The sequence below is a fragment of the Paenibacillus sp. OV219 genome (assembly GCF_900110075.1).
In the GTDB taxonomy this organism is placed as follows: domain Bacteria; phylum Bacillota; class Bacilli; order Paenibacillales; family Paenibacillaceae; genus Paenibacillus_Z.
Window position 1 is genome coordinate 402,276 of the sequence record NZ_FOCJ01000005.1, and the last position, 14,376, is coordinate 416,651.

Sequence of the window (14,376 nt, forward strand, 5' to 3'; positions counted from 1 at the left end):
TTTAAACAGTAAGAAATTGCTTCGCAATATCCATCGCTTTCATAGGACGACTGAAGAAGTAGCCTTGCATTAAGTAACAGTCCCTTGCAGATAAAAACTCTACATGCTGCTTCGTTTCAACACCTTCGGCTATAACATTTAAATTCAAGTTATGCGCAAGTGTAATGATCGTATCGGTAATTGCGGCGTTATCGTCGTCATTGGTAATATCCTGCATGAACGATTTGTCGATCTTCAGCGTATCGATCGGCAAGCTCTTCAAATAGCCGAGTGACGAGTAGCCTGTCCCAAAATCATCAATTGCGATCTTGATGCCAAGCCCCTTCAATTCCTTCATCGTCTTGAGCGTCAATTCGCGGTTCTTGATAATCAGATTCTCCGTCAGCTCAAGCTCCAATTGCTCTGGTGGCAAGCCAACTTCCGCAAGTACGCTGCTGACCATCGCGAACAGATTGTTCTGCTCGAACTGGCGCACTGACAAATTGACGGACATGCTTTCAAGTGGGAAACCTTGATTCTGCCAAGCTTTAAGCTGCTTGCATGACTCTCGTAGCACCCATTCTCCGATCGGCACGATAAGCGCAGTTTCCTCTGCTATCGGGATGAATGAATCGGGGGCAATCATGCCCTGCTTCGGATGATTCCAACGCAGCAGTGCCTCTACGCCGACAATACGGTTCGTCTTATTGTTGTATTGCGGTTGGTAGTAAATTTCAAGCTCATTCTGATCCAACGCCTTATAGAGATCGTTCTCCAGCTTCACGCGCTCAAACGTTCGCGTGTCCATCCCTTCTTTGAAGAAATGGTAGCTGTTGCCCGATATTTCCTTCGACTTGTACATCGCGGTATCCGCGTTCTTGATGAGTGTCTCTGTCGTGTCGCCGTTATCCGGATATAAGCTAATGCCGATGCTCGCCTTCATGTAGATCTCGTTCTCGAGCAGCTGGAAAGGATCGGTGAAGGAGTCTATGACGAGCTGAACGACCTTCTGTACTTCGTTCTCATTCTTGATGTTCGGGAGGAAAATCGTAAACTCATCCCCACCTTGCCGGGAAACGGTCGCCCCTTTAGGTACGCAGTCGCTGAGCCTCTTCGCCACGTCGCGCAGCAACAAATCCCCATAGCTATGTCCGAGCGAGTCATTGATGAACTTGAAACGGTCCAAATCCAAGTAGAGTACGGCCAGCTTCTCGCTGTTGATCTGCGCTTGAGTTAGCCCTTGGCTAAGTCTGTCCTTCAGCAGAAGACGGTTAGGCAGATCGGTAAGACTGTCGAAATAAGCGCGGTACCTGATTTCTTCTTCCATCTGCTTCCGCTGCGTAATATCCTTGAACGTTACAACCTCGCCGACAATTTCATCGCCCTCTCGGATCGAAGAGATGACGTATTCCACGGTGAAGCTCGTAGTGTCCTTCCGCAGAAACTTATCATCTTGGCTCTCCCTATGCTTCCCGTTGAAAATGATGTTCAAGGGCTGTCCAATGAGCTCGCTGCTCGATTCATAACCGAGCATCGTAATGCCAGCCGGGTTACAGAACGTAATACTGCGGTCAAGATCAAGACCGAAGATGCCTTCGCCTGCAGAGTTCAGGATAAGCTCCTTCTCCCGGCTAAGCTGCTGTAGTTCAGTAATGACACGTTCAAGCTCGCGGTTCTTGAATGTTATTTCCGAGGTCCGCTCTTTAATAATGATTTCCTGCTTCTCCATATAGAGCAAATTCGACAGCGTCGAAGCTGTTGCATCTACGATGGATTGAGCCAGTTGCAGCGTTGTATCAGTGAAATTGGCGAACGTCTCATTATCGTCTAGATTAACGACTGGAATAACACCGAGCACCTCACCCAAAGATACGATCGGGAATACAAGCAGCCCCTTCATGCCGAAGTTACGGCAAACGTCATGATTTGGCCGGCTGTCCGCGAATACATCTGGAATCAAGAGCGCCTTCTTCGTCCGAATGACCTCTTGGATGACCGGATCATTGCTTTCGTCGATACGAATTTTGCTATGCTGCTGGATCCAATCTTCCTCTGTCCAATCGCTGTTCTTGCTCAGCTTGGCCGGGCGAATTTGAGTCTCAGTAATCGGATCCAAGAGATGCACGCCGATGTTGTAGTTATCGAGCACCTTGCCGAGATAGAAGAAGCAGCTGTCCAAGCTTTCCTGCATGGTCGAACACATTGCCAGATCACGGGTAACATCGAGCAGCAGCTGCTTCTCATAAATCAAATTCTCCATGTGCGTCATGTTCTTCGCGTTCTGGATGGCAACCGCCGCCATATTCACATAAGCTTCTACGGTCTGAATTTCCGAATCCGTCAAATTCATTGGGATGCCGTAATCGAACAAGAAGACAAGGCCAAACAATTCTTGCTCGAAGGAAATCGGGAGGACGAGCAGCGATTTGATCTGGAAGCCTTGAACGGCTCTCGGGTCAGGCCGCGAGTCCTTCGACGTGTCAGGGATATAGATCGTTCTCTTCGTTTCAATGACTTCTTTCGCAAGCAGGTCCATCTCTGTATCAATAACATGCATATCTATAGTCCAACCGTTAATAACACTTGGCTTACCTACATACCCGCGGAATGTACCATTTTCCTGGGGCAAGTAGATGCCTACGGAATTGCACCGGACGATCTCTTCGGATATCGCAGTCGTCACATGCTCCAATACTTCTCGCAATTCGAGCTTCGTATTGATTAACTTCGTTAAATTCGCAAGACGAGAATATCTCATTTGTTCTTTTAACATTAAATTAATCCCCATTCCGTAGTTGGCATCCATGAATCCATTAGGACGTATCTATTTTTTCTTCTAGTATAAAAATACTATGGAATCCTTACAGATTTCTACACTTAATTATGAAAACGCCATCATTTCTACAAAAAACGTAGGGACATCCGCCCATTCCGTCGAATCATACAACAAATTTTGCCATTTTTGGTTTAAGGATTCCGTAAGGATCAAGACCTAGAGCGAATAAGGTATGCAAAAAAGACGGCAGACACTCCAAAGAATGTCTGCCGTCCATATCCTCACGTCAACGTCCTTACTCAGAACCATTGACAGTAGCAGTATGCCCGGCAACGCTGAAATTTTATACATCGAACATGCATTTGACATTCCATTCTCTGCCATGTATATCTGATCATATACGTACATGTGATTTGGAGGGATTGGAATGAAAGCGAACAAGCAAGTTGTGCTCATTACCGGCGCGGGGAGCGGCATCGGCAGAACGTTAGCGCTAGCTTATGCGGAGCAAGGAGCGCGCACCGTCCTTATTGATAAGAACAGCGAATCACTGGAGCAGACTGCCGAGCTCATTCGAGCTGAAGATGGACATGAAATACCACTAACTCACGCACTCGACCTAAGCGATGCTTCCGCGATTGAAGCGTTTTTCGCCTGGCTGCGTGAGCAATCGGACCGGCTGGATGTGCTCATCAACAATGCAGGACTAGGCGCATGGAAATCTGTCTATGACCTATCCGTCGTCGAATGGGACTACGTCATCAACACCAACCTGCGAGCAAGCTTCCTATTCGCGAGAGAATCCGCTAAACTCATGCGCGGAAATGTCGACGGCGGCGCGATTGTCAACATCGCTTCAACTCGCGCGCTCATGTCAGAGCCGAACTCGGAAGCGTATGCGGCGTCCAAAGGCGGCATCCTCTCGCTGACGCATGCACTTGCCACTTCGCTCGGCCCTGATGGCATCCGGGTCAACGCAATCAGCCCGGGCTGGATTGAGACAGGTGATTACAGCCAACTTCGCCCCGAAGACCATTCGCAGCACCCTGCTGGTCGAGTCGGGAAGCCAGATGACATCGCCAGAGCGTGCATGTACCTCACCGACCCTGCGAATGATTTTGTCACCGGAACGAATCTTGTCATCGACGGTGGCATGACACGCAAAATGATTTATCTCGAATAACCATTGTTGCCACAAGCTGATACTGTAATTTCCTTCCATCGCGCGATGTCTTGCATATACCTAACAAAGGGCTATACTTAATAGGGTGAAATATTAGAAAATGTACGCTAAATCTACCAGTCACTCTGATTGAAAGGAAGCCCTTGCATGCCGAAAGGATTACAAATTACGTTGCTTTTACCCGGTATTTTGCTATTCGTTCTACTATTTGGGATGTTTCCCGTCGTGCTCCAAGCGGATCATTTTGAAGGCGCACTATCGTTTAATTGGTCAGGCGGCTTCTCAACTATTGGCGAGTATATGAAAGGAATATGGAGCGGTCAATCGTTCCATTATCTATCTGGCAAAACAGAGCATTCGTTCTGGGATCAGATTGGTAGCAGCTTCTCGGTCACCTTCTTCTACATCACCGTTGGCGGTATCATCGGCGCGACGCTTGGCGTCCTGCTCGGCGTCTATTTCGCTGTATCCCGCATCAAATGGCTGAAGCGGGTTCTGGAGTTGACGGCTGTATTGCCTGACTTTGTTATTGTGATTCTGCTGCAATTTCTCATAGTGTTCATCGCCTCAGAGACCGGCTTTGTCATCTTTGACGTTGCTAGCTTCTCGACGGATGATCCCGCGATTGCATTGCCGCTTATCTCGACGATTATTATTCCTGCGAATTATATGATTCGCAATGTCGCGCTGCACATGAGCCATACTTTAACAGAGGATTACATCAACTTTGCAAAGGCTCGAGGTCTTGGCAAGCGGTATATTATTTTCTACCACGCACTACCGAATGTGCTGCCTTTCGTCAAAGCTGATCTGCACAAATTTATGGGTATCTTGTTCGGAAACTTGTTTATTTTCGAATATCTATTTAATCTTGGCGGCGTTACCATGCTCGTATTCTCCAACGCTTTTGCGTTTGATGGCTACCAATACAGCCTTGTTGTGAATGGCATTCTAACACTGCTTCTGCTCTATGCGATTGTTTACAGCATGCTTCGACTCGTTATTTATGGTGCAGAGAAGGTGATTGTACGATGAACAAAACCTTACTGGCGGGACTCATTATCATCGTCCTCATGATTGCAACGTCCTTCTTCGGCCAATATTTTGCTCCGCACAGTCTCGATGAGCATCAGAGCGTCACATATGTGGTAGATGAGAATGGTAATGGTGAACTCACGGTACCTCCCATTCCGCCTATCAAGCAGTATCCGCTTGGGACGGACAAGGAAGGCTATGATATGCTGGCGAAGCTGCTAGCCGGTTCAAAATATACGATTTTCGTATCGCTTGTTGTAGCCCTTGCTCGCCTTCTATTAGGCGGAATCATTGGCTTGTCCCTCGGCTATATGAGCAAAGCAAAGCCTGCTCGGACCGATAAGCTTCCGATCTGGAACATACTGAACGGCATCCCGATCTTCATTATCGTATGGATGATTATGATCGGCATTACGATGAACCCAGCGGCATCTCCATTCTATATGACAACCATACTTGCCGTCATTCTGACGCTCGTAGGTATTCCAACTGTTGCGTCCACGATGAAAGAGAAGACAATGATTCTAAGGGAAAAGCAGTTCATTCTGTCGGCCAAATCAATCGGATCTGGCCACTTTACAATCATTCGCAGACATATTTTCCCGCATCTGCTAGAAAGCTTCCTCATCCTCTTCGTACAGGAAATCGTACTTTCGCTCAGCCTATTCGGCCAGCTTGCGATCTTCAATATATTCGTAGGAGGGACGACGAAGTACTTCGATCCCGTTCAGTATGTGAGCCGTACGAATGAATGGAGCGGCTTGATTGGACAAGCACGAGACTATCTATTTATCTATCAATGGGTTCTATTCATTCCGCTTGTCGCTTACATTGTCTTCATCCTCGGGTTCCATCTTATCTCCATAGGACTTGAGCAGGTATACAAGCAGAAATTTTCCAAGTTCTCGCATATTTAATAGCTCAAACAGAAGGCTGCCAGCAATGGCAGCCTTTGTTGTATGCGTAAGCGCCATTCGACGTGATCTGCAAATGCGCTGTGCGATAATAGCTAGAGATAATCTGGAAATTTCACCTAGCCTAGATCGCTTTATTAGGTCTCGTATCGCGGGAAGGAGAATCGTATGATTAGCGGGAAAGTGCAGAAACTTGTCGAGAAAATGATTCGGGAGCCGAGTGTAAGGCCCCGAATGGTCGAATGGTTCAACCCCGCACAGCTCATCGTAACCGGCACCAGAACCGTGCTTTCCACCTTGTTCGGCCGCTATTCGGACTATCGTCTTATTGAAGCGTTCAATAACCAGCATGCAGAGCAAATTAATGATTATGTCAAGGAGTATATGCCTGATGGCAAAGGCGGCTTTATGACCGATGCAGACGGCTTCTACATCCCAAATGCGCATCAAGATCGGGATGAAATTTGGATTGATTATGTGTGCGACGTCGGCGACGGCTTCAATTCCACTTACTCCGTTGCCTATGCTCTGACTCGGCCTGAATTGACACTGCAAACTGAGAATGGCGCAAGGCATAGTGGTGGTCCGAAGCATACGACAAAACGCGGCGATTTACTTATCTTTGGCGGTGATCAGGTCTATCCGACTGCAAACAGCGAAACCTACATTAAGCGGCTGATTGCTCCCTATCATATGGCGCAAGGCTTCACGAGCGACCCTCATCCGCATGTTTTCGCGATTCCGGGCAATCACGACTGGTACGACGGATTAATCGCCTTCTCGCGTATTTTCTCTGCGCGCAAGTGGTTCAACGGCTGGCAAGCGCCGCAGCGGCGGAGCTATTTTGCCCTCAAGCTGCCGCATGGCTGGTGGCTGCTCGGCACTGACATTCAACTGAACTCGGATATCGATGAGCAGCAGGTACGCTATTTCGAGCAAGTCGCGGCGCAGATCGACCCGAGCGAGCGGGTTATCCTTTGCAACGCCGAGCCCTATTGGGTGTATAAGCATAAGTACAAAGACTATGACCCCGTCTACAATGAGAACAACCTCGCATACTTGGAGAAAATGCTGAAGCAGCGCCATATTGGCATCCATGTCTACCTCGCAGGCGATTCACATCATTACCGCAGATTCGAGTATGTACCTAAGCTCGCGGGCGGCGCGGAGGATCACAGCCTCAAGATCGAGAAGATTACGGCTGGCGGTGGCGGCGCGTTCCTTCATCCCACGCATGACATTCGAGATAGGTTTATATCAGGAACCTCCTTTGACGAGGAGAAGCCGCTCGAATTTGAGCGGAAGCAGGATTTCCCATCAGAGTCGGAGTCAAGAAGATTAACCTGGCAGAACTTCCTGTTCGCTTGGAAAAACCCGTTATTCGGCATCGTAACCGCGATCCTATATTTGCTTGTGTGCAGTTCCATCCAGACCGTTCATACATATCCTCCCCAATCTGCTAGTTATACCGCTATAGTGTCCACTTCCTTGACAGAAATCGGTCGTTCACCTAGTGCCTTCATTTGGATGTTCATCGTCTTAGCCGGCTTCTGGCTGTTCACGGATACCCATTCGCGTGTCTATAAGTGGATCGCCGGCCCCCTTCATGGAGCGATCCATTTGACTGCATCGTTCTTTATCGGCTGCGGTGCGAGCTATCTGGCTAGTAGTACTTTCCATCTCTCTTGGGGCCTCGGCGCCCTGCTGCTATCCGGTATCCTCATCGCATACGGCGGCTGGATCATCGGTTCCATCATTATGGGTATCTACCTCTATATTTCGTTAAATTGGTTTGGACGGCATGCTAACGAAGCGTTCTCTGCTATTCAGAATGAGGATTACAAGAACTTCCTTCGCATTCACATTGCGAAGAACGGCGACCTGACCATCTACCCGATCGGTATTCGCACCATAACGCGCAAATGGAAGCAGCCTGCAAAACGCGCCGATTATGGTCCGATGCTGGAACCAGATGTGCCTGTAGGGAAGCGAGCCGCTACAGAGCCGAGACTCATAGAAGAGCCGATCTGCATTCTAGCTGCCCAAGAACACTAGGCGATAAGCGGAATTGCCCCGCATGTCCACCCCTTCTCTATTAGAGTTGCATAAAGTAGTAGAAAAGGATTGTGATACGATGGGTCAGCTTATCGATGCACGCACATCGAGCAATATCACCACTGTTCTAGATGAGTTTGATACGTTTCCGCTCGATACCCCTGTGCTTGTCGGGCAGGTAGGCCTCACTATTCCGCCTGCTACACCTGGCGTCATCCGGGTTCAATTAACGGGAATGGTCGGTGCTGCCCTGCCGACGGATTTTCCGACCTCCTTCTTGCTTGAGCTTTATATGGTTCGAGGACTTACGATAAATGATCTGCTCATCTTCAAGTCGTTGAACTCGTTCGAATCTGGCATCCACACTGTTGCCTTCTCGGCATCCGATTACAATGTGCCTGCGCCGGTGTCCGGCTTGCTTCCTTACACCTTATTCGCAATCGCACGCTCCGAAGGCATCGGCCGCGTTGGCCCGGAGAACTTGAACGCATCCGCTTATACGGGGTGAAGTGAGGCAAGCATTAGATAATTTACGGAATACCCCCTCGCCATATCGCGAGGGGGTATTCCGTTATTGTAAATTAGCAGTGAAAGAGGCAAATGCCTCTCTCCGAGCAAAAAGTAGAGTTGAGAGATCATATAAGTTCTCTCAGCCGACTTTTGGCGCGATTCTGAAGCTGAGAGATCATATTTGCTTTCTCAGCTCTCTCTAACCTCCTTGTAACTTAGGTTACGGCGCTGAGAGATCATATTGGATCTCACAGCCACCGATTCATGCTATTTGCACGATAAGAGACCGTATACGTTCTCTCGGAGATCACTGGTTCCTCCACGTTTGCCAATTGGAGCTGCTCGGAACTCTGAGAGTCGCAAAATACTACTCTCAGTTCAAATACAGCGGCAGTTTTGCTACGAGAGTTTGAAAATCCGACTCTCAGTGCCCATGCCCCCATCAAAATGATGCTTTGAAACTCTGAGAATCGCAAAATACTACTCTCAGTTCAAGAACAGCGGCAGTTTTGCTCCGAGAGATCGAAAATCCGACTCTCAGTTCCTATGCCCCGTCGAAATGATATGTAAAGGTTCGAAATTTATTTTTCACAGTAGTTGAAAAGATGCCCGCTCACTTAATACAAATTCTTCTAAACAATCAGAAAAGCGCAAACCAATAGGCCTTCGCTGCTAGTCTGTAATCTTAGATTGGTCTGATACTATGTTAATTCTGATGAATCTCCCTTAACTAAGCGCAAGCCCAGCACTGGCATAACCAGCAACGGTGTTTATTAAGGTTACGCCCGTCGCTGTAGCGGAGAACACCATCAAAAGGCGCTTCTGCCGTAACAGGTATGGATAAACCGGTGGTAATTCCGCTCAATATCGTTCCAAGTGAAATATCATCTGCAAGCGACGGAGCCAACGGCGGCCGCAAATGAAGCTGAGGAACAGCTGGGTTTGCTCGGAGAATTAAGCGTAGACTTAGTCTTCGATATGCAAGACAAATTATGGATTATTGAAATTAACGGCAAGCCGCACAAAAGCATATACAACGATATTCCCGGAGTTGCATTCTCAACTCGTATTTTTCAGCGACCACTGGAGTATGCCGGTTATTTGGCGCAAGCTATCTCCGAAGAACCGCCAAATACTCAAGCAGAGGAGACGACGCTCCTCCACGCAGCATGTGATTCAATTGGGATAGAGACGAGCACATCCGATTTATTGAGATTACTTTCTCCTAAGAAATAGCCTTTATATATGCCAGAAGATTATTAACTAGCTCATCCTTAGGCTTTAATCCGTCATATCGTAAATCCGATGTCTCTTTCAACTTCTCATGCAATAAACGAATGGCCATCCCTTCTCCATCATGATAACCCTTTATATAGCCCAGTACATGCTCTAACCTCGCATCAACAGGCTCATTGATATAGTCGTAGGTGAGGTTCCGAATCAATCTTCGACAAAGTGATATTTCAAGCGGAATATCGATACAGATCACCGTATGAATTAACTCATTCATGCCCTCTCTCAATCTACCGAATGGCTCTTCCACGATAATATATTTCGCCGGTTTCAATCTACGATTCCACGGATCAATAATCTCATTTCCATCATATAGCGATTGAAGATCTTCAATAAATTTATCATTCCTGATCTCATTTCTGACAATATCGAGTGGATCAGTTACGATTCCGTCCACTAACCTTTGAAACACGTCAACTGGATCGGGAGAAACTATAGTAGATGTGTATGCATCAAAATAAAAACTAACCGAATCTTCAAGCTGCTGGACCGTTCGTTCCATTAGCGTGCTTTTTCCAGCTCCCGATGGTCCGCATATACAAATAATCTTTGAGGAATGCATCAGATTGACCCCTCACTTCTTTAAACCATATTTAGCAAGATATTGCGGATACGAACGCAGATGAATCGCTCTTGCCTTCGCTTGGGCATTCTCCCGATGCTCTGATACTTGCTCTGCCTCGACATAATCGGCCAGCACATCAATAACGTCGTCTAGCAGCTTCGCTCGAAAATACAGCTCTAATCGCTGAAGCACATCAACATCTGCTAACGCCAGCACTTTCTCTCTCCAACTCGGCCACGACGGACCCTGCGCGAACGGCCACATTAGTACCGAGTAGTCCATTGCAGCATCTCCATATCCGTGTAGCTCATCCCAGTCGATGATACGAAAGCCGCCCCCCTCGCCACACGTCAGAACGTTATTGCCATTCAAGTCGTTATGTACAACATCTGTCGCAGGGTGTAGAAATGCAGGTGTTTGCCGCACTCTTTCTCTCAGCCTTTCAATCTCTTCACCAAACCACGCAATTGTCTCATCTGACACGAAATCCTTGAGCAGCTCACGCGACCCAAGGATTCCGTCGAGATCTTCCATAAATCTAGAAATATACTCTTCTTCGAATGCCTCCACATAGCTTCGTTTATCCGCATTAGGAAGCATTCGGCGTAAATGATCGTCGCGATGTAGCTTCGCGGCGGTCTCCATAACACGAATCAACGTATCCTCGGAAAATCGTGCTTCCGCAAGTGGTGTCGCGTCTTCGATATATTCAAACACAAGTCCATATGGATAACCGGGCACGATCTCGTTGTCTATCTCGTGGACTAACTTTGGCGCAGCATAGTGTTCAGTCAGATAATCACTGACGCGAGCCCACTGCTGCAGTCGCTCAGACTTGTGAGGAAGAACTAGCTTAACGTGAAGCTGGGTTCTACCGTCTGTCAAACGGACAGATAGGTTATTGAAGCCTCCGGGATTATAAATATACGACGCCTGGATATGATTATTCGAAACAAGGCCAAGCAAATTGGCGTTTGCTATTGCCCACTCCGTAATTAATTGTTTTGCTTGTCGTGTGTCCATGATCTACTTGTTGCCTCCTGATTCTAATTCTCATCCTGCTGATTGAATTGCAAGACTCCCCACAGATTCCCTTCCGAATCATAAAATTTAAGCACCCAAGCGAATCCGTCGTCTTGATATACCTGTATTTGAGCACCTAAGTTAGTTAACTTATTATAAAGCTCGTGAATCTGCGTCGTACGATATAACATCGTCGGAAACTCTGTTCCATTTACAGTAAATTGTGCATTCGTCATCTCGTCGTTCGTCTGCCATAACATAAGAATCGGACCTTCCGGCAAAGTAAGAAACGCGATACAGTCTCCGTCGCGGCTGCTTAATTGAAAGCCGAGCTGCTCGGTATACCAAGTGATCGCTCGATCCATCTGTTTTACAGGAATTTGAACATGTTCAAGTGCTGTTAGCATTAGTTTCTCCTCCTATATATTTACTTTATATGTAATTTCGACATTGCAAAAGACACTCCTCCCAATTCATTCCTAACACGTAAAGATCTCCCCTTGATCCATGCCGCCGCTAGCTGTATAATGACAACAGCTTAATAACCAATTGTATAACCTCAATAATATGGTTTGAGGGTCTCTACCAGGAGCCGTAAAATCCTGATTACAAAAATGTGTAACGAACTTACATGTTTTTGTGATCGGGATTTTTTATTTGTCTATCGAAACAGGAGAGTGTGAATGATGGAGCAGAACCGTTCAAATTTCCGTCGGCGTATCCGAGTCGCTGGCAATCAGGAGCCAGCGGATGTCGTTATCCGTAACGGCCGTATCGTTAATGTATTTACAGGAGAGCTGATGCTTGGCGATATTGCAATTGCAGATGGGATGATTGCCGGAATCGGCAAGTATGAAGGAAAAGAAACAATAGACGCTCAAGGAAAATATATCGTGCCAGGCTTCATCGACGGTCATGTACATATCGAGAGCTCTTTGCTCACGCCGCAACAATTTGCCCGTGTGCTGCTTCTGCATGGGGTCACGACTGTCGTAACAGATCCCCATGAAATTGCCAATGTCGCAGGATCAGACGGAATTCAGTTTATGCTCGATGCTGCTGAAGGCCTGCCGTTCGACAGTTATGTCATGCTGCCTTCTTGCGTGCCGGCAACCCCGTTTGAAAGTAATGGCGCCCAGCTCGATGCGGAGCATCTAATGCCATTCTTCCAACATCCGAACGTGCTCGGATTGGCCGAGGTCATGGACTATCCTTCTGTAGCGAATACGGAGACACGTATGTTGAATAAGCTGGCTGTCACTCATGAAGCTGGCGCTCTAATAGATGGTCATGCTGCCGGGATTAGCCGTGACGGGTTGAATGTATATATGGCTGCTGGCATCCGAAGCGACCATGAGAGCATCAGCTTGCAGGAGGCACAAGACCGCCTCGATCTCGGCATGTATTTGATGATCCGTGAAGGCACAGTTGCCAAGGATCTCGACGCGCTGTTGCCGGTCATAACGGCAAGGAATTCCAGACGCTGTCTGTTCGTTACCGACGATAAGCTAATCGACGATTTACTGAGTGAAGGCAGTATTGATCATATTGTAAGGCGCGCTGTGGCTAAAGGTCTCGATCCTATCACTGCAATTCAAATGGCGACACTTAATACGGCGGAATGCTTCCGTCTTCGAGAGCATGGTGCCATTGCAGCAGGTTATCAAGCCGATCTACTGCTGCTCGACGATCTGGAGCAAGTAAAGATTCACCAGGTATTTAAACGCGGACGCTGCGTCGTGGATGGGGGCAAACTGGTGGAAGAAGCTTTTCCGATGGAAGATCCGAAGTCAGTCAGCTTGAGCAGAAAGCTGCCCGTACTGAACGTTCATCAGGTTGAGGAGAGCCACCTTACGATTCCACTAAAAGGTGATCGTTGCCATGTCATCGAGATCATTCCGAATTCACTTGTCACTAATCATCGGATCGAGCAAGTGGAGGTGAAGGACGGCATGTTCTCACCATCTGTAGACAGCGATTTGCTCAAAATCGCCGTCATCGAACGTCATCAGGCAACTGGCAATGTAGGCGTCGGCATCGTTAGAGGCTTCGGGTTGAAGCGCGGTGCGATCGCAACCACCGTTGCGCATGATTCCCATAACATCGTTGTTGTCGGAGTATCCGACGAGGAGATTCTGGCGGCTATAGAAGAAGTGACGCGCACCGGCGGTGGAGCCTCAGTCGTTGCAGGCGATGAAGTGCTTGCATCCCTGCCATTACCGATTGCTGGCCTACTGTCCGACCGTCCATATGAGGAAGTAAACGAAGGGCTGAAGAAGCTGAACCTTGCCATGGCTGAGATCGGCGCTTCACAAAACTTTAACCCTTTGCTGACCTTATCCTTTCTAACATTGCCTGTTATTCCGAGCTTGAAAATGACGGATAAAGGCTTGTTCGATTTCACTTCGTTCTCACATATTGAGGTGGAGGCATAATTCCGTTGCAGTTACGCTAAAAAAGAACGCTAAGAGCGCAGCCCATCAGGGCTGCGCTTCCTGTATTTTAGAAAAAGTCATTAAACACAAAAAAACCTTGCATAAGCAAGGTTAGGCGATTCACTATGAAATCAAAATTCGCGATGTAATGGCTGGGGATCTAGGATTCGAACCTAGGAATGACGGAGTCAAAGTCCGTTGCCTTACCGCTTGGCTAATCCCCACCACTTCGCTAATCTTAATGATTATTATGGGGCGACCGATGGGACTTGAACCCACGAATGCCGGATCCACAAACCGGTGCGTTAACCCCTTCGCCACGACCGCCATAATGAAGTGTATTATGTATTTCTAAGCATTCGGAAAATGGTGCCGGCGATAGGAGTCGAACCCACGACCTACTGATTACAAGTCAGTTGCTCTACCAACTGAGCTACACCGGCATAGTATTGAGGTAATTAACACCTTGAAAACTGGATACGAACCTTTGCGAAGGTTTCTTGCTTTAGCTGATTTCACTTATTTAGGATAAGCCCTCGACCGATTAGTATTCGTCAGCTGCACACGTTGCCGCGCTTCCACCTCGAACCTATCAACCTGATCGTCTT

The 14,376-nt window shown here is 47.7% G+C and carries 11 protein-coding genes, 3 tRNA genes, 1 rRNA gene and 1 riboswitch; of the genes, 7 read left to right on the top strand and 8 right to left on the bottom strand.

Annotated features, from left to right (window positions below; all coding sequences use genetic code 11):
- Position 1 precedes the first annotated feature (1 nt).
- Positions 2 to 2,752 (bottom strand): EAL domain-containing protein, encoded by a 2,751-nt coding sequence (locus BMY11_RS15660; protein WP_090577774.1) that lies wholly within the window; start codon positions 2,750 to 2,752, stop codon positions 2 to 4.
- A gap of 430 nt (positions 2,753 to 3,182) precedes the next feature.
- Here BMY11_RS15660 and BMY11_RS15665 point away from each other — a divergent pair, with 430 nt between their 5' ends.
- The 6 genes from BMY11_RS15665 (at position 3,183) to BMY11_RS15690 (ending at position 9,688) form a co-directional block, all read left to right on the top strand.
- Positions 3,183 to 3,938, top strand: coding sequence for an SDR family NAD(P)-dependent oxidoreductase (locus tag BMY11_RS15665; RefSeq protein WP_090577776.1), 756 nt, complete (start codon positions 3,183 to 3,185; stop codon positions 3,936 to 3,938).
- Between the two features lie 147 nt (positions 3,939 to 4,085).
- On the top strand, positions 4,086 to 4,973 hold the full coding sequence (locus BMY11_RS15670; protein WP_090577779.1) for an ABC transporter permease subunit: 888 nt from the start codon (positions 4,086 to 4,088) through the stop codon (positions 4,971 to 4,973).
- Positions 4,970 to 5,890 (top strand): ABC transporter permease, encoded by a 921-nt coding sequence (locus BMY11_RS15675; RefSeq protein WP_090577782.1) that lies wholly within the window; start codon positions 4,970 to 4,972, stop codon positions 5,888 to 5,890. Before BMY11_RS15670 ends, BMY11_RS15675 begins: the two co-directional genes overlap by 4 nt.
- 165 nt (positions 5,891 to 6,055) lie before the next feature.
- Positions 6,056 to 7,942: a metallophosphoesterase gene (locus BMY11_RS15680; RefSeq protein ID WP_090577785.1), complete on the top strand. Its 1,887-nt coding sequence runs from the start codon at positions 6,056 to 6,058 to the stop codon at positions 7,940 to 7,942.
- A gap of 79 nt (positions 7,943 to 8,021) precedes the next feature.
- A complete protein-coding gene (locus BMY11_RS15685) occupies positions 8,022 to 8,450 on the top strand; it encodes a hypothetical protein (RefSeq protein ID WP_090577788.1) in 429 nt (142 codons plus the stop codon).
- Between the two features lie 878 nt (positions 8,451 to 9,328).
- On the top strand, positions 9,329 to 9,688 hold the full coding sequence (locus BMY11_RS15690) for a YheC/YheD family protein (RefSeq protein ID WP_177182671.1): 360 nt from the start codon (positions 9,329 to 9,331) through the stop codon (positions 9,686 to 9,688).
- Here the strand turns inward: BMY11_RS15690 and BMY11_RS15695 are convergent.
- Genes BMY11_RS15695 through BMY11_RS15705 form a run of 3 tightly spaced genes read right to left on the bottom strand, consistent with a single transcriptional unit; the run spans position 9,678 to position 11,740 of the window.
- Positions 9,678 to 10,307 (bottom strand): AAA family ATPase, encoded by a 630-nt coding sequence (locus BMY11_RS15695; protein WP_143069282.1) that lies wholly within the window; start codon positions 10,305 to 10,307, stop codon positions 9,678 to 9,680. The two genes, BMY11_RS15690 and BMY11_RS15695, sit on opposite strands and share 11 nt — an antisense overlap.
- A 12-nt stretch (positions 10,308 to 10,319) precedes the next feature.
- Positions 10,320 to 11,333, bottom strand: coding sequence for an aminoglycoside phosphotransferase family protein (locus BMY11_RS15700; protein WP_090577797.1), 1,014 nt, complete (start codon positions 11,331 to 11,333; stop codon positions 10,320 to 10,322).
- A 23-nt stretch (positions 11,334 to 11,356) separates the two neighbouring features.
- Positions 11,357 to 11,740, bottom strand: coding sequence for a VOC family protein (locus BMY11_RS15705; RefSeq protein WP_090577800.1), 384 nt, complete (start codon positions 11,738 to 11,740; stop codon positions 11,357 to 11,359).
- Positions 11,741 to 11,862: 122 nt separating this feature from the next.
- Positions 11,863 to 11,962: riboswitch (purine riboswitch) on the top strand.
- A 57-nt stretch (positions 11,963 to 12,019) separates the two neighbouring features.
- Here BMY11_RS15705 and ade point away from each other — a divergent pair.
- On the top strand, positions 12,020 to 13,768 hold the full coding sequence (gene ade / locus BMY11_RS15710; protein ID WP_090577804.1) for an adenine deaminase: 1,749 nt from the start codon (positions 12,020 to 12,022) through the stop codon (positions 13,766 to 13,768).
- Positions 13,769 to 13,917: 149 nt separating this feature from the next.
- On the opposite strand, the gene BMY11_RS15715 is transcribed toward ade, so the two are convergent.
- From BMY11_RS15715 to BMY11_RS15730, 4 genes are all read right to left on the bottom strand, one after another.
- Positions 13,918 to 13,992 (bottom strand) — tRNA-Gln (locus BMY11_RS15715).
- Positions 13,993 to 14,019: 27 nt separating this feature from the next.
- Positions 14,020 to 14,095, bottom strand: a tRNA-His gene (locus BMY11_RS15720).
- A gap of 40 nt (positions 14,096 to 14,135) precedes the next feature.
- Positions 14,136 to 14,211 (bottom strand) — tRNA-Thr (locus tag BMY11_RS15725).
- An 81-nt stretch (positions 14,212 to 14,292) separates the two neighbouring features.
- Positions 14,293 to 14,376, bottom strand: a 23S ribosomal RNA gene (locus BMY11_RS15730); the annotation flags it as partial.

Coding starts and splice junctions, on each gene's coding strand:
- BMY11_RS15700 (WP_090577797.1), bottom strand. CDS start 11,333: ATGGACACACGACAAGCAAAACAATTAATTACGGAGTGGGCAATAGCA.
- BMY11_RS15665 (WP_090577776.1), top strand. CDS start 3,183: ATGAAAGCGAACAAGCAAGTTGTGCTCATTACCGGCGCGGGGAGCGGC.
- BMY11_RS15675 (WP_090577782.1), top strand. CDS start 4,970: ATGAACAAAACCTTACTGGCGGGACTCATTATCATCGTCCTCATGATT.
- BMY11_RS15670 (WP_090577779.1), top strand. CDS start 4,086: ATGCCGAAAGGATTACAAATTACGTTGCTTTTACCCGGTATTTTGCTA.
- BMY11_RS15695 (WP_143069282.1), bottom strand. CDS start 10,307: ATGCATTCCTCAAAGATTATTTGTATATGCGGACCATCGGGAGCTGGA.
- BMY11_RS15705 (WP_090577800.1), bottom strand. CDS start 11,740: ATGCTAACAGCACTTGAACATGTTCAAATTCCTGTAAAACAGATGGAT.
- BMY11_RS15680 (WP_090577785.1), top strand. CDS start 6,056: ATGATTAGCGGGAAAGTGCAGAAACTTGTCGAGAAAATGATTCGGGAG.
- BMY11_RS15660 (WP_090577774.1), bottom strand. CDS start 2,752: ATGTTAAAAGAACAAATGAGATATTCTCGTCTTGCGAATTTAACGAAG.
- ade (WP_090577804.1), top strand. CDS start 12,020: ATGGAGCAGAACCGTTCAAATTTCCGTCGGCGTATCCGAGTCGCTGGC.
- BMY11_RS15685 (WP_090577788.1), top strand. CDS start 8,022: ATGGGTCAGCTTATCGATGCACGCACATCGAGCAATATCACCACTGTT.